This window comes from Streptomyces sp. NBC_01363 (assembly GCF_026340595.1).
In the GTDB taxonomy this organism is placed as follows: domain Bacteria; phylum Actinomycetota; class Actinomycetes; order Streptomycetales; family Streptomycetaceae; genus Streptomyces.
In genome coordinates this window covers 5,665,792-5,687,362 of record NZ_JAPEPF010000001.1, presented here as the reverse complement: position 1 = coordinate 5,687,362, position 21,571 = coordinate 5,665,792, and the positions used below count along the sequence as shown (strand labels likewise).

The window sequence follows — 21,571 nt, the reverse complement described above, 5'->3', positions numbered from 1 at the left end:
GACCGCATCGGGCGCACTGGCGGGATACCAACCACCCGGTCCAGTACGCCTGTTCACGACCTCTTGCGCACGCACCGGCGCCACTGGGCGACCCTCATCACCCTGCTGCCCGCCGGGCATTCGAGAGATCCATGACCACCCACGGAATGCCGAATCGTCGAGCCAGGGCCGACCGGCTTTCGCATCACCCGTGACCAGCGAACCCGCCCACACCACTCCGATAGCATGTTCGAGCTCACGACGAGCGCCTTCACCGCCCGCCCTTCACCGGAAATCCACGCCATCCGGCACGAAGAGTGAACTATCCAGCCAACATCTAACAAATCGGCCAAACAATTGATACCTAGAGCATCGCGGGTGTTTTCGCGAAAAGACGACAGCACAGCGATCGCCGCGTGGCGTCGACCACGGGCGATACTGTGGGCCACAGCGGCGGTGGTAACCCTCGGATTCCTCATCGCACTGGAAATCGCCGCGCGCCACTACGGCATGCCGGGGCCGATCGTCGCCCAGGCGCAAGAGGTGGTCATCGCCCCCAAATCGGGCTTCCTGTTGTACGCCAGCATGGCGTTGATGATGGTGGTGCTCACCTGGAAGCAACGGCTCATCGCCGCCGGGGCCGCGATCGGCATCGACCTCATCTTCTTGCTGGTGCGGTGGGCGACGGACACCAAGGTGACCGAAGGCCATCCCTTCGGCAACGGCGCGCTGTGGGTGATTCTGGGCTGTGCGGTCATCGCTGTCACGCGCCGCACGGGCCAGGAACGTGTCCTGCTGCTGAAGGGAGTCGGGCTGGGCCTGCTGCTGGTGACCGGCCGCAAGACGGGCGATGCCTGGCTGCTCATCACGTCGAAGGCCCGTCCGACCGTGCTCGACCAGTACGTGGCAACCGCAGATCATGCACTGGGCAACCCGTCGTGGCTGGTGGGCCAGATCGTCAGGGCCACCGGCCCGATCGGCGCCCATTTCCTCGACGCCATCTACACACAGCTTCCGGTGGCCGCGGTCGCCGTCACGGTGTACCAGCTACGCAAGGTGGCGGTCGAGCGTCGCTTCCCGGGCCATCATCTGGTGCGCACCTTCCTGGTCATCGGCCTGCTCGGGCCGGGCATCTACATGATCTTCCCGGTGGTCGGACCGATCTTCGCCTACGGCGCCGACGGCGGGCACTGGGCGTTGGCCAACCTGTGGCCGGACACGCCGCCGCCGATCGGTACCCCGCACCACATGACATTCGACGAGATCACTCCGCGCAACTGCATGCCCAGCCTGCACACGGCGTGGGCTACCGCGATCTTCATCCATTCCCGCAAGGGGCCACGGATTCTGCAATTCGCGGGCGCGTTCTGGCTGATCGCCACGCTCGGCGCAACGCTGGGCTTCGGCTACCACTACGGCGCGGACATCATTGCCGGCGTGGTGTTCACACTCACGATCGAGGCGGCACTGCGCTCGCTCGACCGTGGCTGGGACCGGTCGGGAATCCAGCTGGTCGCCTACGGTACAGCCGTCTTCGCCGCCCTCCTGGTGTCGTATCGCTATCTGTCGGTGGAGATGGCCGAACATCCGTGGGTGTTCGGACCACTTCTCATTCTGGCGACGGCCTCGGTGATCTACGGCTACGTCCGGACCACCAGGCTGTGGGAACCGAAGGCCGCACCGGCGCAGCAGCCGGAACCGCAACCCGAACTGGTCTGAGCCTGAGCCTCGTAGTCGGCCACCAGCGCTCGGCCGGTCCCGGCCGAGCAACTCGGCACTCCTGCGGCGGCGTTGCGCCTGGTGCCGGCCATGGGCGGCTCGGACGACTCCGGAACGGCCGTACCACGCGCACCCCCGGGGCGGCGGCAGGCCGACCCGGGGTGCCTGGGATAGCGTCCCTCTCACTCCGGACAAGCGAGTGAGAGGGACGTCGTGCAGGTTCAGGTGCGTGGGCGGGGCGTCCGCTGGTGGATCACATTCGGGACGATCACGTTCGGGACGCTGTTCTTGGTCGTCGGTTTGATCCTGGCGGGGGTGTCGGCCTCGTTCCTGACCGACGCGGAGCGCGCCCCGGGCACGGTGGTGGCGCTGGAGCGGCGGAACGACCACAACGGCGCCTCCCGCAAGAAGCGGGAGAGCGACAGGCCCGTGGCGTACCCGGTGGTCGAGTTCACCTCGGCGGACGGTACGCCGAGGACGTTCCGGAGCTCGACGGGTTCCAACCCACCGTCGTACGAGCAGGGTGAGCGGGTCGAGGTGCTGTACCGCTCCGATTCCCCCGAGGACGCGCGGATCAACGGGTTCGCCTCGCTGTGGCTGCTGCCCCTGCTCTTCGGCGGGATCGGGCTGGTGATCGCAGGGATCGGGACAGGCATTGCGCTGGTGGGGCGGGCACGCTCCTGGACCGTGTGCTCAATGCGTGCGTGACTGCGCGATCCCGGCCTACGTGAGGGAGCGATCAGCGGGTGTGCGCGTCCAGGGCGTCGATGATCTCGCGCCAGAGTTCGCGGGGTCGGTCGTGCCCCATGTCGGGGAACAGCAAGAGCTTCGCTCCGGGCACCAGGTCGGCGGTGCGCTTCCCGCCACTGGGGTCGGTCAGGATGTCGTCCAGACCATGAATCACCAAGGTCGGCACTCGAAGCCCGCGGAGTGCGTCGGCGCGCGAGCCGCTGAGGATCATTGCCCCGAGTTGCCGTCCGGCTCCGGCCGGGTGGTAGGCGCGGTCGTAACTCTCGGCGGCCAGCTCACGAAGGAGCGCCGCGTCGCCGTAACGCTTGGAGGCCCACACCAGGTCCCGTTCCGCCGCCGCGATGTACCCCTCGCGATCCGATGGCTTCGGGCGGAGGAGCACTGCCTGGGCCTCGGCGCTGGGCCGGCCGTAGTCGGACTCGCCGGTCGAGGACATCATCGACGTCAGGGTCAGCACTCGCATCGGCTGTCCGATGGCCATCGTCTGGGCGAGCATGCCGCCCATCGAGGATCCGACCACATGCGCTCGTTCGATTCCGAGCACGGTGAGCAGGTTGAGGCCGTCGTCGGCCATGTCCGTCAGGGTGTAGGGCACCATCGCGAGGGCGGACGCGACGTCTCCCGAGCTCACGGTGTCGGTGAACAGGCCCATGTCGACGGGGTGATCGTCGAACTTGGTGGACAGCCCGCAGTCGCGGTTGTCGTACCGGATCACGTAACGTCCACGTTCTGCGAGTGCGCGGCAGAAGTCCTCGTGCCAGGCGATCATCTGCGCGCTGAAACCCATCACGAGCAGGACAGCCGGATCGGAGGGATCGCCGAAGGTCTCGTACGCGATGGACACTCCTGGCGACACTTCAACGATCGGCATACCGGGAGTATCTCAGCATCCCCCGTCCGTGCGCACCCGGAATCGGCGCCGCTCGACCGTCGCGTCCGGACAGCTGCCGACATCCCGCCACGGCTGAGCCCTGGTCCTACGGTGTGAGACCGCTTCGCCGGCACCCGTGCACGTGCCGAAGCTCCCGCTTGATAGTTCCGAGCGGTCTCTTCCATGGTTGCGAACTGCGATCGAGCAAGAAACCAACTACCGGAGGGCACGCACTCGTGCGCACGCTTTACGTCATCACTCACCCGGAGGCGACGCACCACGTCGAGGGAGTCGTCGGCGGGTGGCACGACTCGCAACTGACGCCCGCCGGTGTCCGTGCGGCGCGGTCCTTCGGAGCCCGTGCGAGCACCAGGTCATCGTGACGCACGGCGGCCCCTTGACCTTCGTCGTGCCGTCCTGGATCAGGATGCCGATCGAGTCGGCCGGATATGCCAGTCTCCGGGCGCCCTCCGGCAGCATCACCACGCTGCGCGAGGACGACTTTTTCCACAACCGCCAAGAGCCGGCCTCGGTGACACCCGTCATCTCGACTCCACCGAAGCCGGCTGACCTCGGCCTGGCCCGCTTCGACGACCACTGGAACAGACGTCACAGCGGCGGGCCGTCCCGTGCCCTGCCGTCATGTCTCGGGTTCCGGCTCGGCTCTTGTGGCGTTGCCACGCCCGGCGATCCATCGTTGCCTTCGACAATTCAAGAGCGGTGAAGCGCAGGTGGCCCGTATGGTCGCGGACAGGATGGGGCTCGTAGCGCAGAGGTTGTCGCGCCTTCACCGCGTGTGGGAGGACGCCGGTTCGAATCCGGTCGGCCCCATCCTTCTCGGCCATCACGACTCCGGTCTCAAGGATCAGGACGTCAGGCCGGCGGGCGGATCCGATCGCTGGTCTTCTCCCGGAGCGTGGCTTCCAGTCGGTCGCGGGCCTTGGACTGGGCGGCGATCCGTTCGTTGAGGACCGCCAGCCGTTCCAGCGCGACGCGCAGGCCCTTGTCCGAGGGCGGTGCGGCAGCCACATCACCGTCCAGGCATGGCAGGAACACGCGCACATCGTCCAGCGTGAGCCCGGCGGCCAGCAGGTAGCGGATGTTGCGGACCCGCACCACGGCCCGCTCGTCGTAGCTGCGGTAGCCGTTGGAGGCCCGTTCCGAGGAAATCAGCCCGGCCTGCTCGTAGTGCCGCAGCGCACGAGCGCTCGTCCCGGTCGCGCCGGCCAGCTCACCGATCCGCACCCGTTCCACCTCCCGGGTCACTCCTATCACGCCACCACCGCTCCGCCGTCGACCGGGAGTACCACTCCGGTGACGAACGACGCAGCCGATGCGGCAAGTTGGGTGATCGCCCAGGCCACCTCCTCGGGGCGGCCGATCCGGGCCAGCGGGGTGTGCGCCACCTGCCACTCCCGCACTGCGGTCATCCGCTCCGGGGTCAGGCCCTGGTGCTCGCCGATGGGGGTGTCGATCGCGCCGGGGGCGACCGCGACCACCCGCACCCCGCGGGGTGCCAGCTCGACCGCCCAACTGCGGGTCAGCAGTTCCAGGGCCGTCTTGGTCGCCGCGTAGACCGAGCTGCCGGGCCAAGCCCGTTGCCCCACCGACGTACTGACATTGACGATCACTCCGCCCGATGCTTCCAGGGACGGCAGCGCAGCCTGGGCCAGCAGGATCGGTGCGACGAGGTTGGTGGCAAGCTGAGCCGTGATCATCTCCGGCGTCAGCATGCCGAGGGCGCCGCTGCGCACGATGCCGGCGTTGTTGACCAGCACGTCCAATCGGCCGTGCGTCTCCAACACGGCCTGGACGATCCGCTCGGGCTCGCCCTCGGCGGTGATGTCGACGGCCAGCGGCGTGATCCGCTCATGCCCGGTCGCCGTCTCCTTCAGCGGTTCGCTTCGCCGTCCGATCGCGACCACGTGGGCGCCGTCGGCGGCGAAGGCACGGGCGGTGGCCCGACCGATGCCGGTACCGGCTCCGGTGACGGCGACGATCCTGCTGCTCTGCGGTGGGGTGCTGTTCATGCCAGTGATCGTGCAACCCTGCCGCCAGCGGCAAGGTCAACGTTCCGTCGGGGAATCCTCGGAGAATCCGCAGGAGGGCAAGCGTTCGGGCCTTGCGTGTGGGGCGGGTGCCGGCTTCGTCCGTAGCACGGTGACCTCGTCGTGTTGTGCGGCCGGGTGGGACGACACCATGGTCTGGAACTCCCCCACGGGCTGCCGGGGGTGCGGCTGTGCCGCGGTGGTGATGCGGGCGACGGCCAGGCGTGTCAGCTCGCGGTCGTGAGGGGCGTCGTCCAGAGCGCGGTGCAGGGTCAGCCCCTCGATCAGCGCGTCCACTTGGCGTGCGGTGACGGCGTCGAAGTGCCGTTCGAGGATGCGGCGGCTTCGCTGCATCCACGATTGGCACAGCTGCCGGTATTCCGGGCGGCGGGCGGCGAGAGTGTAGAGCTCCTGGGTGAGGATCAGGTCGCGACGGGGGCCCTCGGAGAGTGTGTGGATGAGGTCGGTGACGGCCTCACGGGCCTCTTCGAGGCTGTCGGCTCGGCCGAGGCGGATGTCGAAGCCGGCCACGATGTGGTCGGCGAATTGCGTGAAGGCTTCATGCAGCAGTTCGTCGATGCCGGTGAAGTGGTAGGTCATCGAGCCGAGCGGCACGTCGGCGCGGACAGCGATCTTGCGGTGGGAGACGCCTGCGACGCCTTCGTCGGCGATGAGGTCGAGCGTGGCGGCGAGAATCCGTTCGCGCCGCTGTGGGTCCGTACGTCCGGTGGCCATGCGAGCGCCGTCAGAGCTCGCGGACGGGGCGGGCTGGATTGCCGACGGCGACGACGTCGGCAGGGATGTCCTTGACGACCACCGCGCCGGCGCCGATCACCGAGTTCTCGCCGATCGTCACCCCGGGGCACACGATGGCGCCGCCGCCGAGCCAGACGTTGTCGCCGATGGTGATGGGGCGTGCGGCTTCGAGCTTGTCCCGCCGGGGCTGCGGCTCCACGGGGTGGGTGGGCGTGAGCAACTGGACGTTCGGGCCGATCTGGCAGTGCTCGCCGATGACGATCTGTGCGACGTCCAGTGCGGTCAGGTTGAAGTTGATGAAGGTGTGGGCCCCGATGGTGATGTTGCTGCCGTAGTCGACGGAGAGCGGCGGCCGCACGTCGACGCCCTCCCCCACGGAGCCGAGCAGTTCGGCGAGGAGCGGCCGGGCCTTGTCGGCGTCCTCGATGTAGGCGGCCTGGTAGCGGGCGGCCAGCTTCATCGCTTGCTGCTGGCGCCGGGCGATCTCGGGGTCATCGGCGATGTAGAGGTCGCCCGCGAGCATCCGCTCCAGGTTGGTGCGCGGGTCGTCAGCGAAGTGGTTCGTCGGCATGCGTACGATCGTACACCTGAAGCGTACGATCGTACGCTCCTCACGCGGGACACGGACCCTTGAGAGCGGTCGCCAGTACGGTCGCGAGCAGGCTGTGCGCCGGGGTGCGGTGTTACGTCCGCTCAGGGGCCGGTCGGTGGCGCTGTGCCGGCCGGGAGGCGCTGGCGCCGATGGCGGTCAGCAGCAGGAGCGCGGCCCGTGTGAAAGCGGTGGGTCCGGCCAGGACGGGCAGGGCGTAGCCGGTCAGGGCCAGCAGGGTTCCGGTGGTGGACCAGGGGCGGCGGGCCGGGCGGTCGGCGACCCGCACGAAGATGAGCAGACCGGCCAGTGCGACGGGGATGGCGGCGGCCTTCAGGGTGGTCACGGACTGGACGTTGTGATCGGTGAGGCCGACCCACAAGTAGTCGCCGATTGGTGCTGGCACCGAGGTTCCACAACGCGCAGTCGCGCGCTGAGGGCGAAACAGAAGGTGAGCACGGCCGAGATGCGGCCGATGGCGGCAGCCGCTGGACGGTCACCCCGAATGGGAGAACACCCTGCGCGCCTCTCTGCGTCACGGATTCGACCGCAGGGCCACGGCCGCCCACCTCAACCTGGACCCCAACACGGTGGACTACCGCCTGGGCCGCATCGCCCGCCTGTGCGGCATCGGCGCCGCCGACCCCGCCGAACGCCTTCGCCGCCCTCTATGCCCGTGACCGTGCGGGCTACCACCTCGACACCACGTAGCGGGCGCCGGCGGGCAGGGGCTTGCAGGGAATCGCGACGCCGTCGCGGCGACAGGGCGCGGGGCGGCGCGCTGCCCGCGAATTACTTGGGGCGTGCGGCCGGGTTCGGATCATGCGGGCGCAGGGGGCCGTGGCCCTCGCGGTAGAGGCCGGCGGCGAGGGCGATTGCGGTGTGGGTGGCGGGGTGCGTGGTGTGGGCACGCCAGATGAGGTGGACGGGAGTCGGCTCGGCGCCGCGGAGGGGGCGGTAGGTGATGCCGTCGCGGCGGTACTGGGCGGCTGTGGCCTGGGGGGTCAGTCCGATGCAGCGGCCGGTGGCGATGGCGGCGAGCCAGTCGTCGATGTCATGGGTGTATTCGACGGCGGGCCGGTCCTCCTCGGGCCACAGATCCAGGGCGGTGGTGCCGGTTCGGCGGTCGATGGCCAGGGTGCGGCCGGGGATCTCGTCCAAGCGGATACTGCGACGGCGGGCCCAGGGGTCGTCGGACGCCAGAGCGACGTAGCGGGCCTCGTGTCCGATCTGCGCGTGGGACCACGGCTTCAGGTCGATCGGGGCACGGATGACGGCAAGGTCGCACAGTCCTTCGGCAAGGCCGCCGGTGGGGGTGTTGTGGCGGATGAGGCGCAGGTCGGTCTCGGGGTGCTGTTCGTGCCAGCGGCGCTGGAACTCGGTGGTGTACCGGCCGAAGGCGGACCAGGCATGGCCGATGTGCAGGCGGGTATGGCCGGTGACGGCTTCGCGGACGAGTTCGTCGGCGGCGGCGAGCAGGAGGCGGGCGCGAGCCAGGGTCTGGACACCCGTACTGGTGGGGGCGACGCTGCGGCTGGTGCGGTGCAACAGCCGTACGCCGAGAAGGCTTTCGAGGCTGGCGAGGGTGCGGGAGACAGCGGCCTGGGAGATGCCGAGTTCGTGGGCCGCGTCGGTGAAGCTGCCGGTGTCGATGATGGCGACCAGGCACCGCAGATGCTTCAGCTCCAGCGCAGCCGCCCTGTCCCGCGTCTCATCCATGCATCCAGCGTATAGGTGGGTGCAGGGATGCATTTTGCGTATACCGGTGGCGCTCGCATCGTGGAGGACATGAAACCCGACTCCTTCCTCGCTGCGGCTCCCCGGGGCACCTCAGCCGACAGCGCCGCCCCTTCCGGGGGCACGGGGCGCGGGGCCGGGGTGGCGCTGATGCTCGGCAGCGGCCTGTCCAACCAGACGGGGGCCTCGATCGCGGCGCTGGCGTTCCCGGTGCTCGGACCTGCCGGAATGGTGGCGGTACGCCAGTGGGTGGCCGCCGTCGTGCTCGGGGCCGTCGGCCGGCCGCGGCTCCGGTCCTTCACGGCGGCGCAGTGGCGTCCCGTGCTGGGTCTTGCGCTGGTGTTCGCGGGCATGAATCTGTCCCTGTACACGGCGATCGAGCGGATCGGGCTCGGGTTGGCGGTCACGCTGGAGTTCCTCGGCCCACTGGCCGTGGCCCTGGCCGGGTCCCGGCGCCGCATCGACCTGGCTGCCGCGGTGGCGGCAGCGGGTGCGGTGGCCGTCCTCACGCGTCCCACGCCGTCCACCGACTACCTGGGCATCGGCCTGGCTCTGCTGGCCGCGACGTGCTGGGCCTGCTACATCCTGCTCAACCGGACCGTCGGGGCCCGCCTGCCCGGCCTGGAGGGCTCGGCCGCCGCGGCGGCCGTATCCGGCACCCTCTACCTGCCCGTCGGCGCGTGGGTGCTGTGGCACCGCCCGCCCACGACAGCGGCGCTGGGCTGCGCGCTGGCGGCCGGGGTGCTCTCCTCCGCGGTGCCGTTCCTGGCCGACCTGCTGGCGCTGCGCCGCATTCCGGCGCACTTCTTCGGCGTGTTCATGAGCGTGAATCCGGTCTTCGCGGCCCTGACCGGCCTCATCGTCCTCGGGCAGCGGCTCGATTCCCTCGCCTGGCTCGCCATCGCCGTGATCGTCGGCGCGAACACCGCCGCAGTCTCCACCGCGCGCCGTCCCACCACCCGTAGGAGCACGACGTGAAGGCCCTCATCGTCCACGCCCACCTCGGGCCCGTGTCTCCCGCTCAGAACTGTCTGCGCTCGTTCGCTGCTGACGAGTCGTAGACACTGCCGGCCGCGCGGTCGAGTCCGGAAGCCGTCGCAGGGGTATGAAACTCCTATGGATCCAGACGTCACCACGGCCCAACTCCCCTTCGCGCGGACGGTGGCGAACAAAACAGCGAAACGAAGTACACGGTGACGGCGGCGAACACCACGTTGCGCGGTCCGTGCCTCTGGGTGGAGACGGTCGAGTCGATCGACGGCAGCACGAACAACGGGTTCACCGGCAAGGTCCGCAACGTCTCGTACACCTCGGGCTGAAAGGGAAACGAATGGCTACTCCTCTGTCCGCCTCTGCTGTCCTCAAGGCGTTGCGCGCCGAGGGTGTGCGCGTGGTCGAGGTCGGCAACTGGCGTACCCACAACCGCAACTCGAAGGGCCCCTGGGGCCCGGTCAACGGCAGCATCGTGCACCACACCGTGACCAAGGGCACCGCGGCGACGGTCCGGATGGTCCGCGACGGCTACCCGGAGCTGCCCGGTCCGCTGTGCCACGGGATGATCGCGAAGGACGGCCGGGTGCACATGGTCGGCTGGGGCCGCGCGAATCACGCCGGCGGCGGCGACCCCAAGGTGTTGGAGCAGGTCATAGCCGAGTCGTACGGCACCCGGCCGACTCCGCCCACTCGCGGCAACAGCGACGGGGTCGACGGCAACGCGCGGTTCTACGGGTGGGAGTGCGAGAACCTCGGCGACGGCAAGGACCCCTGGCCGGCCGCCCAGTACGACGCGATCGTCCGCGTCCAGGCCGCCCTGTGCCGGGCGCACAGATGGTCGGCGAAGTCCGTGATCGGCCACCTGGAGTGGTCGAACGACAAGATCGACCCCCGTGGTTTCACCATGGCCAAGCTCCGCACCGACGTCTCCGAGCGACTCAAGCACCCCGCGAGCTGGAACCCCGGCTCCGACCACGAGGAGGACCCCATGGCAGGAATCACCAAGCGCGACATCTTCGACGCCGTGTGGAAGACCGACGCGATCGGCGGCCCCACGGACGCGGCGGACCATTCGACGAATCCGACGTGGCAGCCGCAGTCCATCCTGAAGGACATGCAGGCCCGCATCCGGTCCATGGACAAGCGGATGGCCGCCCAGACCGCCGCGATCACCGCGCTCGCCGGTCAAGTCGGCACGGGCGCCGATTCGGAGACCGTCGTCGCCGCGGTCCAGGCCGCGATCGAGCGGGCCGTCGCCGGTGTCGACAACACCGAGGAGTCCTGATGGCCGCCACGATGTTCACGAAAGCCTTCTGGACGGCCACGGCGGAGCGCACCTTACGGACGGCTGCTCAGACCCTCATCGCGACGCTCGGACTCGACACCACCGGAGTGCTGGACGTCGACTGGGGACAGGCGCTCTCCCTCACCGGGAGCGCGGCGCTTCTGGCCGTGCTGACCGCGATCTCCGCGTCCGGGAGCGGTGACGGGCCGGGGCTCACCGAGACCGTGCGGACGCGTACATAGCCCCGTCCTCCGTCGGCGAACGGATCGCTGTCGAACCGGCACGGATACGGGGTGGGATCCGTGCCGCATGCGCGGCGCAGAACGGCCGACCGGACTTGGCAGTTCAGCGGGCCGAGCGGTCCGAGTCGGACGTCGACGCACTCGCGGGACCAGGTTGCCGTTCCGGAGCGCGCGGACCGGGCCCGTTGGATGGCCGCGGATGGCCGCCTGCGCTGGATGAGGGCGCAGAGGTGGCCCGAGAGCTTCAGCTCGCTGTGGCCTCCTGAAGCTCTACGCGGTGGCCGGCTCTCAGTTCCATGTGCCTGCCGGTGAAGCGGCTGCGCATGCGGCGGTCGTGGGTGACGATGACGACCGCGCCCCGGTAGCCGGCCAGGGCTCCTTCCAGTTCTTCGACCAGGGCCGGGGAGAGATGGTTGGTGGGTTCGTCCAGCAGCAGCAGGTCGACGGGTTCGCTGACCAGACGGGCCAGTTCGATCCGGCGCCATTGCCCGAAGGACAGCTCGCTCACTCTCAGGCTCAGGTCGGCCGGGCCGAACAGGCCGAGAGCCAGGAGGCGGCGACGGCCCGCTCGATCGCGGCCCCGGGCGTCGGCCTCGTAGCCGGCGCGTGCCTCGTACTGGGCGACCAGACGGGCGTAGACGTCCAGCGCGGTGGTGAGTTCCGTCCCCGCCAAGCCCTTGAGCCCGGCTTCGGTGTGTCGCATCCGCGCCTCCAGATCACGCAGATCGGCAAGCGCCGCCGGGCCGATCGGCACGGGTGGATGGAAGCATCCGCGCACACCGGAGACCCCCTCCACGGCCCGTCGGACGGGCGGCATCGTGGCAGGAACGGAAGCACGGAGGAGAACGTGCGACAGCGGAGTCGAACTCAACGCGGTCGCACGGGACTGTCACAGGGAGCCCATGTGGAGCACCGTAGGCTGGGGATCCGGGCGCCCGCAAGCCATTTCTCGGGTGCGGTGGCAGAAGGCGCACGCGAGACGGGCGGCTCCGCCGGCCCGCAACGGCAGCGAGGGATACGGCACCGGCGCGGACCGCTCGCTCTACCTGCCCCGCTGGGCTCGGTGCGAGGCGACCCGGACCCGGGTTGCGCAGCGGGGGGTGCAGTAGCGCTGAGGGGTGCGGCGGCCGGTGTCGATGAAGTAGTGGTTGCAGTCGGGTGCGGCGCACTGCCCCCAGGCGCACCGGCCACGTTCACTGAGCCAGAGCCCGAGGGCCAGTCCGGTGGTGGACAGCAGCCAGTGGGTGGGGTCGGCGTCGTGGGGCGCTTTGGTATGGAGGGACCAGGGGCGTCCTGGGAGACGGACGAGGCAGGGCTGGGCGGGGTACTCGTCGAGGAGGGCGTTGATCGCTTCGGCCGCCTGGTCCTCGTCGTGCGTCGCCAGGATGCGGATCAGGCGTGCGGTGGCCTCGCGCAGCTGCCGGGCATCGGACTCGGTGAGCGTGAACGGCGGGCCGCTGTGGCGCTCCAGGAGGGCTTGGAGCGCTGCCGCGCTCACCTCGGCGCCGCCCTGGACGGTGTTGGCCAGTTCGGCGACGAAGTGGAGGCCACGGGGGTTGGCCCCGGTCGGGTCCTCGGTCATGGGTTTCACCTTCTCACCTTCTCCGGGTGGGTTCGTCCAGCGGGTAGCACTCCTCCATGGTAACGTCAAAATGAAGACATGAGCGTTACGACTGGTGGTCATCCAGTCAGGTCGCTCTGGATCAACCTCGCGGCAGGCCGCTCCGACGTCGGCCGTGACCCGCCCGCTGGAGAGCCCATGCATTTTCCGACGACGATTCCCGTACTCATCGTGGGTGGTGGGCCGGTGGGCCTGACCCTGTCGAACCTGCTGTCCCGGCACGGCGTGGACCATCTGCTGACCGAAGCCCGTCCGGGCGCCTCCCGTCACCCCAAGGCCCGCGGGGTCTCGGCCCGCTCGATGGAGATCTTCCGGCGCTGCGGGCTCGAAGACGCCGTCCGCGGTGCCGGCCTTCCGGCCTCCCAGGTCTTCTTCTACCGGGGCAGGGATCTGGTCGACCCGGACTTCGTACGCACGGGCGTTGCTCACGACGCGTCGGGCGGTGACGAGAACACCCCGTCGCCAGGGATGATCTGTTCCCAGGACGCTCTGGAACCGGTCCTGTTGCGGCGGGCCCGCGAACTGGCGGCTGATCGGGTCCGGTTCGGCGTGCGCTTGCTGTCCTTCACACAAGACGAGGAAGGCGTGCGCGCCGTGCTGGAGGACCGTGCCGACGGCGAGCAGCACACCGTACGTACGCAGTGGCTCGTCGGCTGCGACGGTGCCGCCAGTACGGTCCGTGCCGGTGCGGGCATCGGGATGGACGGCCCGACGGGCCTGGGCCACTTTCTCAGCGTCCGCTTCGAAGCACCGCTCGGCGAGGTGGCGGCCGACCGGGCGAGCGCCTCGTACTTCCTCACCCCACCCGGGCAGGGCGGCTTCATGGCGGTGGACAACGACCGCCACTGGATCTACCAGTACCCCTTCGACCCCGATCACCGGCGTGGGGACCAGGACCTCACCGACCGGAAGCACCTTGTGAACCTCGTCCGGACCGCGGCCGGCATCCCGGACCTGGAGGTGACCGTCCGCGACACCATGATCTGGCGCATGGACGCCCAACTGGCCTCCGCCTACCGCAGCGGACACATCCTGCTGGCCGGGGACGCGGCCCACGTCATCCCGCCGACCGGAGGCCACGGCATGAACACCGGGGTCGGTGACTCGGACAACCTTGCCTGGAAACTCGCCGCCGTCACCGCCGGCCACGCCACCGCGGCACTGTTGGACAGCTATCAGGCGGAGCGCCGCCCGGTGGCCCGGCAGGTCATCGACCTGTCCACCGAGAACGCCCGAGCCCGTGCCGGCTACCGCATCGACGACGAACTCCTGCTCACCACCGCCTACCGCTCCGGCGCCCTCGCCCCCGGCCCCGACTCACCCACCCGGCCGCCCCTGGACATCTCCGGCTACCACCCGTGCGGCGATCCGGGACACCGCGCCCCGCACACACGGCTCGCCGGACCGCCCGGGATCTCCTCCACCCTGGACCTCGTCGGACCCGACTTCGCCCTGATCACAGCAGCGGACACCCCGGCCTGGCAGCAGCAGGCCGACGCCGCCGCAGCAGCCGGCATCCCCGTCACCGTCCACCGGCTCAACAGCGGTCGGCTGCGCGAGGAACACCCCGGCTCCTTCAACCGGTTGTGCGCCCTGCCCGCGACGGGTTCGGTCCTGGTCCGCCCAGACGGCCACGTCGCCTGGCGTGCCTCCTCCCCGTCCACCGGCCCGGAGCTTCTTCAGGCCCTTCGGAGCATCCTCACCGGCCGCCGATAGCCCCACCGCGCACCTCCCGCGGCATGACTACGAAAACCGCTGGTCCAGGTGCCAAGTGCCAGGGGTACGAGCCGACGGTCACCCGGTCACGTCCGGACGGCAGCGAGCGTCTGAACCGAGAAGAGGCAAGCGTCTGAACCGAGAAGGACGACATCGCAGCCGCGACCGGGGGCAGCCATAATGCGTTAAACCCCCTGAGGGCCGCGCCACTTCCGCCGCCAACACGCGTCTTCCTGTACGCGCCCGGCGGGTGGATGGGTGGGAAAGGGCTGCGCGGCCGGCGGAGGCCGTGCAGCGGAGTGCCGAGGGACCGGCTCGCGTCGGGTCAGGCGGTGATCTCGACCAACTCGACACCGCTGTACGCCGGTACCCCGTCACGGGTGACGACGGCGCGGACCGTTGCCCAACCGGAAGCAGCGCCTTGCTTCGGCGCGAGCCATACGCTGCCGTCGGCGTCGGTGTCCAGGCGCACGATCGGCCGACCGTCAAGCTCCCAGGTGATGTCCGCACCGGCCAGGTCGACCGGCGTACCGTCCCACGCGGCGAGCGCCAGCGCCGCCCGGGTGGTGCCGCCCGCGGGGAGTTCGGCGGGCGTGGCGGTGAGCCGGAGGTCGGCGTGCACCGAGTCCGACCGGTACCCCGCCAGATCCGCCGGGTACCACGCGAGTTCGCGCACGAACCGGCCGTCCGCCCAGCGCGCGAGGTAGCCGGGCCGGTGGTGCGCGTCGTCGATCAGCGCATACGTCGGGGTGCCGTTCTCACTGGCGACGAAGCCGTGCGGTGCGACGGCCACCGTGCCCAGGCTGCCGGGCAGCGGCAACGCGCGTGGCTGGAGATCGTGGCTGGCAACGATCTCCACTCCTCCGTCGAACGCCGTCCGCGACACCTTCAGATCCTCGGTGAGGTACCGGAACGCCGTCATCGCCCGCCCGAAGTACCGGCCGGCGACCCGCTTCTGTACGAGCGACAGCCCCTTGAGCAACTCGAATCCGCGCCCCGCCCTGAAGTCCGCCGTCATGTGCTGTGCCTGGTAGTGCAGGTTGAGGCCGAACGCCAGCGCCCAGCTCAGGTTCTCGGTCGTGTCCACGCCGCGGTCGAGGTTGTGCGGGTAGAACGCGACCTTGTCGTGCATGACGGCCGTACCCAACGGCCACTGCTGCACGACGACGCCGTTGCGGTTGGGGCCGTCGTACGTGCCGGCCCGATCGCCCTGCATGGTGTTGAGATAGAAGCCGAGGCTCGACGTAAGGCTCTGGAAGATCCGGTCACCGCCGACCCCCTCGGTGCCGATGGGCAGGATCGCGGCGGACTGCGCCGTCTGCTCCACCAGTTCCTCGCAGTACGCGTACGGCGGCGCGCAGAAGTCGGCCGCGTAGTCGTACTCCCGGCGCGCGATCTCGTCCTGGAACATCATGTCCATTCCGTACGTGTCGCGGAACGTGCGGAGCTGGTCGAGGATCAGAGCCCGGGGCGCCTTGCGCCAGCCGCCGATGAGGTACCCGAGGTTGTTGGTGTGCGTCTTGGTGACCAGCTTGCCGTGCCTGTCGCGGATCCCGATCCGTTCGACGCCGCCGAGCGCCGCCACCGCCCGGCTGTCGGGGTGCCACCATGTCGGGTTGGTGTACGCGCTGGCGTAGAACCCCCGGTCGTGGATGGTGTCGATGAGGCGCTGGAACTCCGCCGGTCCACCGAGGTAGTCGAAGGTGAGGAAATCCGGGTAGTGGTGATCGTGCTGCCCGTCGGAGTAGTAGCTGGCGAGTTCGACGCTGTACGGCCCCCCTGGCACCGCACGCAAGTAGTCGAACGCCACTTCGGGCCGGCCTGTCGCCGAGGTGCCGCCCGTCGGCTGCCAGAGGTCCACCTTGAGGTGCACCGCGTTGGCCAACCCGGCGCGCAGCTGCGGGTCGAGCTTGTCCGCCAGACCGCGCCAGGAGTTCATCCCGTTGTCGGCCCGGTACGCCGCGAACAGGTCGAAGGCGCTGCCGCCGGCCACCAGCCGGGTCGCGGGGAGCGCCTCCGACCCGGCGGGGGCGATCCAGGCGTCGACCCGGTGCATCAACCCGGTCAACGCCTCGTTGCGGGCCCGGCCGCCCACGAAACCGAACTGTGTCGGGCGGAACGGCTTCTCGCTCGCGGGCTGCACGGAGTAGACACCGAGAGCGGAGTCGTCCTCCTCGAAGAGGATCAGATCGTGGGTCGCGGTCGGCATGCCGTAGTTGGCGTAGAAGCCTCCGACGAGCACCGAACGCGTGTGGGCGAGCCCGCCCCACTTCGGCGCGATGCCGAGCATAGTGCCGTCGGCGGGGACGACCCGGTAGGCCACTTCGGGGCAGGCGACCAGCAGGATGGGCCGCGACCAGAGGTTACGTATGGCTGTCGGGCGCAGTTCCAGGTGTCCCGCGCGGAGCCGCACCGTCAGGTCCGCGGTGTAGAAACCGGGCACGGTGAGACGGACCTTGGCCTCGTCGGCGGCGACCCGGGTGACCTCGACCTCGGCCTCGTCGGAGAACACACTGGTGCCGTTGTCGTAGTACACGGCGAGCGGCAGCACACCGGGAGACTGGACCCGGCCGCCGGATGTCCAGTCGAGCAGCCGGCCGCGATCGTCGACGAGGACGCGGTCCGCGCCGCTGCTCAGTTCCAGCGCACCGGCCCGGCTCCAGGTGGTCACCGGCCCGCCGTCGCCGACCACTTCTATGGAGTCCACGTCGAACACGAACGGATCGGCCGACTGCTTGTCGTCGGGGAAGAAGACGAGCACGAGCCGGCGCAGCGGGTAGGTGAGCTTGCCGTCGGCCACCCCGCTCCACGTCATCCGGGCCAGCCGCTGCGGCTCGAACGTCACGCGGGTCCGCCCGTCGAAACCAGTCGGGTCGACCCGGCTGGCGAGCGTGCCCCACTCCTCGTTGTCCTGGTCGAAGATCTTCAGCCAGAGGTTGCCCTTCTTGGGTGCGATCCCGGTGAGCCACACCGAAACCCGGGCGAGGTGCGGCTCGTACGGGCTGGGGAGCGCCACCGAGAACTCGCTGTACGCGTCGACCATGGTGACCCGCGCCTGCCCGGCCGTGTCGGTTGCCTCGATCGTCGTTCTGTACACCGTGGTCGGCGGAAGATCGTGCGGCACACCGTCGATGACGAGGCGCACGGTCGTGGCGGCGTCGTCACCGGAGAGCTGCGCGGCAGAGGCCGGCGCGGCTGCTGCGGGCAGGGCGGTCATGGCGGGCAGGGACACGGCGGTGGTTCCGGCAAGGAAGGTGCGGCGCTTCATGGGTACGCTCCGGCGTCGGCTCGATGGGGACAGCGTGTGCGCACCGTATGACCCTGTCATTAATGCGTCAATACTCTTGGCCTGCAAGACCGTTGGCCGATGAATTAACGCGTTAAAGCATGCTCGGGCGGCGGCTGTCTCGACGGGGTTCGGTCGTCTTCGCCTGCTCACCAGGTGGAACTCACTGTCGGGCTGGCATGTGCCGGGTACCTCGTGACCTGTCTGAACAGTCTTCGGCTGACCCAACGCCAGAAGCGACTGGCTCGGGTCAACCGGCAACTGAGCAAGATCTACGGGCCCCTCCTCGCGCTGACCGAAATCAACAGCCGGGTGTACCACGCCTTGGCGCGGCCGTCGCCGTCGATGCTGCGGAGCAGTTCGACAAGCTCGCCCCGCCCCGGTAGCCCGGCCGTGGTGACCAGTTCGAACAGGAACGGGATGCACGCGACCGTGCTGTCGTACACGTCTCCCTGGCGGTGCACCGCACCGTGCATGCCGTCGAGCGCGATCTCCCGTTCGGTCGCGTCGGCGGACGCCAGCCCTCGCAGCAGGCCCGGCACGTCCGAAGCATCGCCGTACGCATGGCTCATGGACGCCCAGTCGAGGCCTTCGACCCCTGTGAACATGATCGCAAGTCTGCCGGAGGCCACTGACAACGGCGGTCGGCGGCCCACGGCCGGACCCGAGGCAGTGCTCGCCTCCCCGACCATTGTGATGTGCGGCATGCCGTACCAGGGGCGGACCCCCGAACGGGGCGCGCACGCGGGCCGAGCGTCTTGACAGAGACTGCCGTGCAGGGATCGTCTGGAGCCCAGCTCCGTTCGGTCGGAGTGTCCATGGAGTCGGGTACGGGGGTGGACTGGTCGTGTTGCGGGTGTACTTCACGTCCGAGGACCTGGGGCGGGTACGCGTCGCCTCGGGGCCGGATCATCTGTGGGAGATCAGCAACAGTGTGCAGACACTTCAACGGCGCGACGGAGAAGGGGTGTTCGGCGAATGGCGCCGGTGGGTCCGGCCGCGCCTCCCGGACAGTTGCGGGTTCCTTTCGGCGCTGCTGCCGCCTCACGGCTGTTCTCCGGATTTCCTCACTCCTACCCGCGGCGGCGGTGAGACGTTCCAGTCGGCGGTCGACACACTGGTGCGTACCCCTGGTCCGCGCCTGCGCAGGGATCTGGCACGGGTCGCCGCTTCGCGTCGGCTTCCGGGCTGGACGGACGCGTTGGCGGGTGGGGACGGTGACATCCTCCTGCGACTGGGGCACGCCCTGCGCACGTACCACCAGGAAGCGCTGGCGCCGTTCTGGCCGCGCATCCATGCCCACATCGACGCCGACCGCATCGTCCGTCTGCACAGACTGCTCGACGGCGGCACGGAAGGTCTGTTGGCCAGTCTGGGGCCGCGGCTGCGCTGGCGGCCACCGGTGCTCGAGGCCGACTACCCCGTGGACCATCACCTCCGCCTCGACGGCCGCGGGCTCACTCTTCAGCCTTCGTTCTTCTGCTGGCCCACGCCCATCACGCTCGCCGATGGTGAACTGCCGCCCGTTCTGGTGTATCCGATCGACCACGCGACGGACTGGATCCGCCCCGCATCCCCGGAGCGAGCCGATAGCGGCGTGCCGGGTGCGCTGCTCGGGCATACACGTGCCGCCGTTCTCCAGGCGGTGCGAACCGGCTCCTCCACGGTCGGCCTGGCCCGTCTCCTCGGGGTGACCCACCCGGCGATCAGCCAGCACATGAAGGTGTTGCGCGCGGCCGGCCTGGTGACAACGGTCCGCCGGGACGGGAGGTCGTTGCACGTCGCGACCGCGGAAGGGCGTGCGCTGCTGCGTAGTTGTGAGCGCGGCGGAACGCCTCGCCCGGAGGACTGGCCGACGCCGCCCGGCACCGAGCGGTAAGTCTGGGCTTTCGGGGCTTGCGCCTGTCATGGGCACGAAAGGATGCTGAGGCTAGCTGTCGCACACGCATCCCCCACCCCCCACCGTCTCTCCCCCACCGCTTCTCTCCACGCTCCTTCGCCGTCACCTGCCCATGGCTCGGTTTCCCAACGGCGCATCCCCAGTGTGTCTTCGAGGTACCTCGCCGTAGCGGACGTGCCGAGCGATGCCGCGACACCAAGGCCCCTGAGCAGAACGGGCCACGCGCGGGGCGGATGGGCGGGGCGACGATCCCACGAAGGAGATGAAGCAGTGGCATTGCGCACTGCATTCGGCCGCGCTGCGGCCGCAGCCGCCTCGGTCGCCGTTGCCGGCACACTGTTCACCGCACCCGGGGTGGCCCAGGCCTCCCCCGTACCGCGTGCCGCCGCCGCGGCCACGAGCGGGAAGGCGGACTCCGGTCATGGCGTGGCATCGTTCCAGGAGCGTCACGGGCTGCCCGCCAGCGGACAGGTCGACGGCGCGACCGCAGCGGCCCTCCGACACGCGTCCGATACCGAACTGCTCCGGACATTCCGCACGGCCACCGATCTCGGACCCGAGGAACTCGCCAACGCGCGCACCGTCATCGGTGTCGGCAAGGGAGCGGGAATTCCCGAACAGGGCCAGGTCATCGCGTTGATGACGGCCATGCAGGAGTCGAAGTTCGTCAACTACCTGACGCCGGTGGACCACGACTCCCTGGGTATCTTCCAGCAGCGTCCCAGCACCGGCTGGGGCACTCCTGAGCAGATCACCGACGTCGCCACGTCGTCGAAATCCTTCTACGGTGTGGCTCCCTTCGGCAACAACCCCGGGCTGATCCAGATCAGCGGCTGGGAGACGATGCCGCCGGGCGAAGTGTGCCAGGCCGTACAGGTCTCGGCCTATCCCGACCGTTACGCACAGTGGGAACCGTTCGCCCGCGACCTGCTCGCCCGCGAAAGCCCCTCCGTCCCGCCGATCCCCTGATCCCGCGTCGGCCACGGCATCCCACGCCCCACCGCACCGTGCACGCGGTACGGGCCGTGCACGCACTCCGCGCCCTGCGCACCCGCCGCACTTCGCACCCCACTCCCCCCACGCCCCTCCCATCAGGAGCCCCGATGCGCAAGAGATTCCTCGCCGCGGCAGTCGTCCTGGCCGCCGCCAGCACGCTCGTCGCCCCGGCCGCAGCCCAGGCGGAAGCCGCCCGCCCCGGTTCGGTGCCGGTGCTGGCCCACGGCTCGAAGGCCGGGACCCCGGTCATCAGCGGACACCACGATCCGGGCACGCGTCTGCGGGTCGGTGGTGTGGAAACGGCGAGCGCGCACACGCTGTCGATCGACTATCAGGTGCAGGAGACCGGCTACTGGTGCGGTCCCGCCGCGACCCGTATCGCACTGTCGGCGCGCATCGCCCCGCCCGGCCAGGCGGATCTGGCCCGGCAGCTCGGCACGACCGAGGCAGGCACCGATCACATCAGCCAGGTGACGGGCGTGCTCAACGCGAACCTCGGGACCGGCTGGTACGAGACCAAGGAGATGCCGAACGATCCACCCACCCGGGCCCAGCGGGACCTGCTGTGGAACGACATCGTCCTGGACATCGACAACAATTACCCGCTGGTGACGAACATCGTCGCCCCGCCGGGGAACCAGCCGCCCGGTTATCCGTCGGACCAGACGATCTACCACTACTTCACGGTCATCGGGTACGACGACGCGAACCGCACCGTCCTCATCGCCGACCCGGCGTCCTTCAGCGGCAACCAGATCTACTGGCTCTCCTTCGATCAACTCGCCACCCTGATACCGCCGAAGGGCTATTCCGCCTGATCCTGCGGGTATTCAGCTCGTGGAGCGGGCGACAGCCGCAGCCGGCCGCCGTCGTCCGCGCCCAGGCCACCCTGCGGTCTCATTGAGACGACACGGCCGGGTGCCCCGTCAGGCTTGCTTCGTGGACAGCGACTTCACCCACTCGTCGACGCTCGGGACGTCCCCACGCCGCGCGAACACCTTGTCGACGAGGAGGCAGTGCAGCGCGGAGTCCGGGCCGCCGCGACCGCGCGGGTGACACGGGGGAGGTATTCCGGGTCGGAGA

The 21,571-nt window shown here is 69.6% G+C and carries 20 protein-coding genes, 1 tRNA gene and 3 pseudogenes; 13 read left to right on the top strand and 11 right to left on the bottom strand.

From position 1 onward, the window contains the following. Nucleotides 1-435 precede the first annotated feature (435 nt). Both OG611_RS25850 and OG611_RS25845 read left to right on the top strand, forming a co-directional pair. Entirely contained in the window at nucleotides 436-1,698 is a 1,263-nt protein-coding gene (locus tag OG611_RS25850) for a phosphatase PAP2 family protein (RefSeq protein ID WP_266426242.1), read from the top strand. A gap of 213 nt (nucleotides 1,699-1,911) precedes the next feature. Next, a complete protein-coding gene (locus OG611_RS25845) occupies nucleotides 1,912-2,406 on the top strand; it encodes a DUF3592 domain-containing protein (protein WP_266424488.1) in 495 nt (164 codons plus the stop codon). A 31-nt stretch (nucleotides 2,407-2,437) separates the two neighbouring features. Here the strand turns inward: OG611_RS25845 and OG611_RS25840 are convergent, their stop codons facing one another. Beyond that, nucleotides 2,438-3,319 carry an alpha/beta fold hydrolase gene (locus tag OG611_RS25840; protein ID WP_266424486.1) on the bottom strand — a complete coding sequence of 294 codons (882 nt, stop codon included), beginning with the start codon at nucleotides 3,317-3,319 and terminating at the stop codon, nucleotides 2,438-2,440. 397 nt (nucleotides 3,320-3,716) lie between these two features. On the opposite strand from OG611_RS25840, the gene OG611_RS25835 reads away from it, so the two are divergent. Next, nucleotides 3,717-4,043, top strand: a complete 327-nt coding sequence (locus OG611_RS25835; protein ID WP_266424484.1) for a hypothetical protein — start codon at nucleotides 3,717-3,719, stop codon at nucleotides 4,041-4,043. Between the two features lie 33 nt (nucleotides 4,044-4,076). Beyond that, nucleotides 4,077-4,150, top strand: a tRNA-OTHER gene (locus OG611_RS25830). 42 nt (nucleotides 4,151-4,192) lie between these two features. On the opposite strand, the gene OG611_RS25825 is transcribed toward OG611_RS25830, so the two are convergent. From OG611_RS25825 to OG611_RS25805, 5 genes and pseudogenes are all read right to left on the bottom strand, one after another. Continuing rightward, nucleotides 4,193-4,564: a MerR family transcriptional regulator gene (locus OG611_RS25825; RefSeq protein ID WP_266426239.1), complete on the bottom strand. Its 372-nt coding sequence runs from the start codon at nucleotides 4,562-4,564 to the stop codon at nucleotides 4,193-4,195. Nucleotides 4,565-4,590: 26 nt separating this feature from the next. Continuing rightward, on the bottom strand, nucleotides 4,591-5,349 hold the full coding sequence (locus OG611_RS25820) for an SDR family NAD(P)-dependent oxidoreductase (RefSeq protein ID WP_266424481.1): 759 nt from the start codon (nucleotides 5,347-5,349) through the stop codon (nucleotides 4,591-4,593). A gap of 216 nt (nucleotides 5,350-5,565) precedes the next feature. Continuing rightward, nucleotides 5,566-6,102 (bottom strand): annotated as a pseudogene (locus tag OG611_RS25815) (TetR/AcrR family transcriptional regulator); the annotation flags it as partial. 10 nt (nucleotides 6,103-6,112) lie between these two features. After that, nucleotides 6,113-6,694, bottom strand: coding sequence for a sugar O-acetyltransferase (locus OG611_RS25810; protein ID WP_266424478.1), 582 nt, complete (start codon nucleotides 6,692-6,694; stop codon nucleotides 6,113-6,115). A gap of 112 nt (nucleotides 6,695-6,806) precedes the next feature. Further along, nucleotides 6,807-7,118, bottom strand: coding sequence for a hypothetical protein (locus tag OG611_RS25805; protein WP_266424475.1), 312 nt, complete (start codon nucleotides 7,116-7,118; stop codon nucleotides 6,807-6,809). 82 nt (nucleotides 7,119-7,200) lie between these two features. Between OG611_RS25805 and OG611_RS25800 the strand changes: the two genes are divergently transcribed. After that, nucleotides 7,201-7,392 (top strand): helix-turn-helix domain-containing protein, encoded by a 192-nt coding sequence (locus tag OG611_RS25800; RefSeq protein WP_323180273.1) that lies wholly within the window; start codon nucleotides 7,201-7,203, stop codon nucleotides 7,390-7,392. 112 nt (nucleotides 7,393-7,504) lie between these two features. Here the strand turns inward: OG611_RS25800 and OG611_RS25795 are convergent, their stop codons facing one another. After that, complete coding sequence (locus OG611_RS25795) at nucleotides 7,505-8,431, bottom strand: LysR family transcriptional regulator (RefSeq protein WP_266424472.1); 927 nt, start codon at nucleotides 8,429-8,431, stop codon at nucleotides 7,505-7,507. A 69-nt stretch (nucleotides 8,432-8,500) separates the two neighbouring features. Here OG611_RS25795 and OG611_RS25790 point away from each other — a divergent pair, with 69 nt between their 5' ends. From OG611_RS25790 to OG611_RS25775, 4 genes are all read left to right on the top strand, one after another. Then, nucleotides 8,501-9,427, top strand: coding sequence for an EamA family transporter (locus tag OG611_RS25790; RefSeq protein ID WP_323180232.1), 927 nt, complete (start codon nucleotides 8,501-8,503; stop codon nucleotides 9,425-9,427). A 215-nt stretch (nucleotides 9,428-9,642) separates the two neighbouring features. After that, nucleotides 9,643-9,768, top strand: a complete 126-nt coding sequence (locus OG611_RS25785) for a hypothetical protein (RefSeq protein WP_266424471.1) — start codon at nucleotides 9,643-9,645, stop codon at nucleotides 9,766-9,768. Between the two features lie 11 nt (nucleotides 9,769-9,779). Continuing rightward, entirely contained in the window at nucleotides 9,780-10,727 is a 948-nt protein-coding gene (locus tag OG611_RS25780; protein WP_266424469.1) for an N-acetylmuramoyl-L-alanine amidase, read from the top strand. Then, the gene (locus OG611_RS25775; protein WP_266424466.1) at nucleotides 10,727-10,969 is read left to right on the top strand and encodes a holin; all 243 of its coding nucleotides are present in this window, start codon (nucleotides 10,727-10,729) and stop codon (nucleotides 10,967-10,969) included. Before OG611_RS25780 ends, OG611_RS25775 begins: the two co-directional genes overlap by 1 nt. 244 nt (nucleotides 10,970-11,213) lie before the next feature. Here the strand turns inward: OG611_RS25775 and OG611_RS25770 are convergent. After that, nucleotides 11,214-11,525, bottom strand: a pseudogene (locus OG611_RS25770) (ATP-binding cassette domain-containing protein); the annotation flags it as partial. Nucleotides 11,526-12,011: 486 nt separating this feature from the next. Continuing rightward, nucleotides 12,012-12,551, bottom strand: a complete 540-nt coding sequence (locus OG611_RS25765; RefSeq protein WP_266424463.1) for a CGNR zinc finger domain-containing protein — start codon at nucleotides 12,549-12,551, stop codon at nucleotides 12,012-12,014. Nucleotides 12,552-12,728: 177 nt separating this feature from the next. Between OG611_RS25765 and OG611_RS25760 the strand changes: the two genes are divergently transcribed. Further along, nucleotides 12,729-14,306 (top strand): FAD-dependent monooxygenase, encoded by a 1,578-nt coding sequence (locus OG611_RS25760; RefSeq protein ID WP_266424460.1) that lies wholly within the window; start codon nucleotides 12,729-12,731, stop codon nucleotides 14,304-14,306. A 325-nt stretch (nucleotides 14,307-14,631) separates the two neighbouring features. Here OG611_RS25760 and OG611_RS25755 read toward each other — a convergent pair whose 3' ends face one another. Both OG611_RS25755 and OG611_RS25750 read right to left on the bottom strand, forming a co-directional pair. Then, entirely contained in the window at nucleotides 14,632-17,574 is a 2,943-nt protein-coding gene (locus OG611_RS25755; RefSeq protein WP_266424457.1) for a hypothetical protein, read from the bottom strand. A gap of 356 nt (nucleotides 17,575-17,930) precedes the next feature. After that, a pseudogene (locus tag OG611_RS25750) lies at nucleotides 17,931-18,200 on the bottom strand (hypothetical protein); the annotation flags it as partial. 239 nt (nucleotides 18,201-18,439) lie between these two features. On the opposite strand from OG611_RS25750, the gene OG611_RS25745 reads away from it, so the two are divergent. From OG611_RS25745 to OG611_RS25735, 3 genes are all read left to right on the top strand, one after another. Then, nucleotides 18,440-19,471, top strand: coding sequence for a helix-turn-helix transcriptional regulator (locus OG611_RS25745; RefSeq protein WP_266424454.1), 1,032 nt, complete (start codon nucleotides 18,440-18,442; stop codon nucleotides 19,469-19,471). Nucleotides 19,472-19,762: 291 nt separating this feature from the next. Continuing rightward, nucleotides 19,763-20,461 (top strand): peptidoglycan-binding protein, encoded by a 699-nt coding sequence (locus tag OG611_RS25740; protein ID WP_266424451.1) that lies wholly within the window; start codon nucleotides 19,763-19,765, stop codon nucleotides 20,459-20,461. 134 nt (nucleotides 20,462-20,595) lie between these two features. After that, complete coding sequence (locus tag OG611_RS25735) at nucleotides 20,596-21,306, top strand: C39 family peptidase (protein ID WP_266424448.1); 711 nt, start codon at nucleotides 20,596-20,598, stop codon at nucleotides 21,304-21,306. Nucleotides 21,307-21,571: the final 265 nt, after the last annotated feature.

What these genes read in the sequence shown, in the direction of transcription:
- OG611_RS25790 (WP_323180232.1), top strand. Translation starts at nt 8,501, where the DNA reads ATGAAACCCGACTCCTTCCTCGCTGCGGCTCCCCGGGGCACCTCAGCC.
- OG611_RS25840 (WP_266424486.1), bottom strand. Translation starts at nt 3,319, where the DNA reads ATGCCGATCGTTGAAGTGTCGCCAGGAGTGTCCATCGCGTACGAGACC.
- OG611_RS25780 (WP_266424469.1), top strand. Translation starts at nt 9,780, where the DNA reads ATGGCTACTCCTCTGTCCGCCTCTGCTGTCCTCAAGGCGTTGCGCGCC.
- OG611_RS25810 (WP_266424478.1), bottom strand. Translation starts at nt 6,694, where the DNA reads ATGCCGACGAACCACTTCGCTGACGACCCGCGCACCAACCTGGAGCGG.
- OG611_RS25795 (WP_266424472.1), bottom strand. Translation starts at nt 8,431, where the DNA reads ATGGATGAGACGCGGGACAGGGCGGCTGCGCTGGAGCTGAAGCATCTG.
- OG611_RS25820 (WP_266424481.1), bottom strand. Translation starts at nt 5,349, where the DNA reads ATGAACAGCACCCCACCGCAGAGCAGCAGGATCGTCGCCGTCACCGGA.
- OG611_RS25735 (WP_266424448.1), top strand. Translation starts at nt 20,596, where the DNA reads ATGCGCAAGAGATTCCTCGCCGCGGCAGTCGTCCTGGCCGCCGCCAGC.
- OG611_RS25760 (WP_266424460.1), top strand. Translation starts at nt 12,729, where the DNA reads ATGCATTTTCCGACGACGATTCCCGTACTCATCGTGGGTGGTGGGCCG.
- OG611_RS25765 (WP_266424463.1), bottom strand. Translation starts at nt 12,551, where the DNA reads ATGACCGAGGACCCGACCGGGGCCAACCCCCGTGGCCTCCACTTCGTC.
- OG611_RS25775 (WP_266424466.1), top strand. Translation starts at nt 10,727, where the DNA reads ATGGCCGCCACGATGTTCACGAAAGCCTTCTGGACGGCCACGGCGGAG.
- OG611_RS25755 (WP_266424457.1), bottom strand. Translation starts at nt 17,574, where the DNA reads ATGAAGCGCCGCACCTTCCTTGCCGGAACCACCGCCGTGTCCCTGCCC.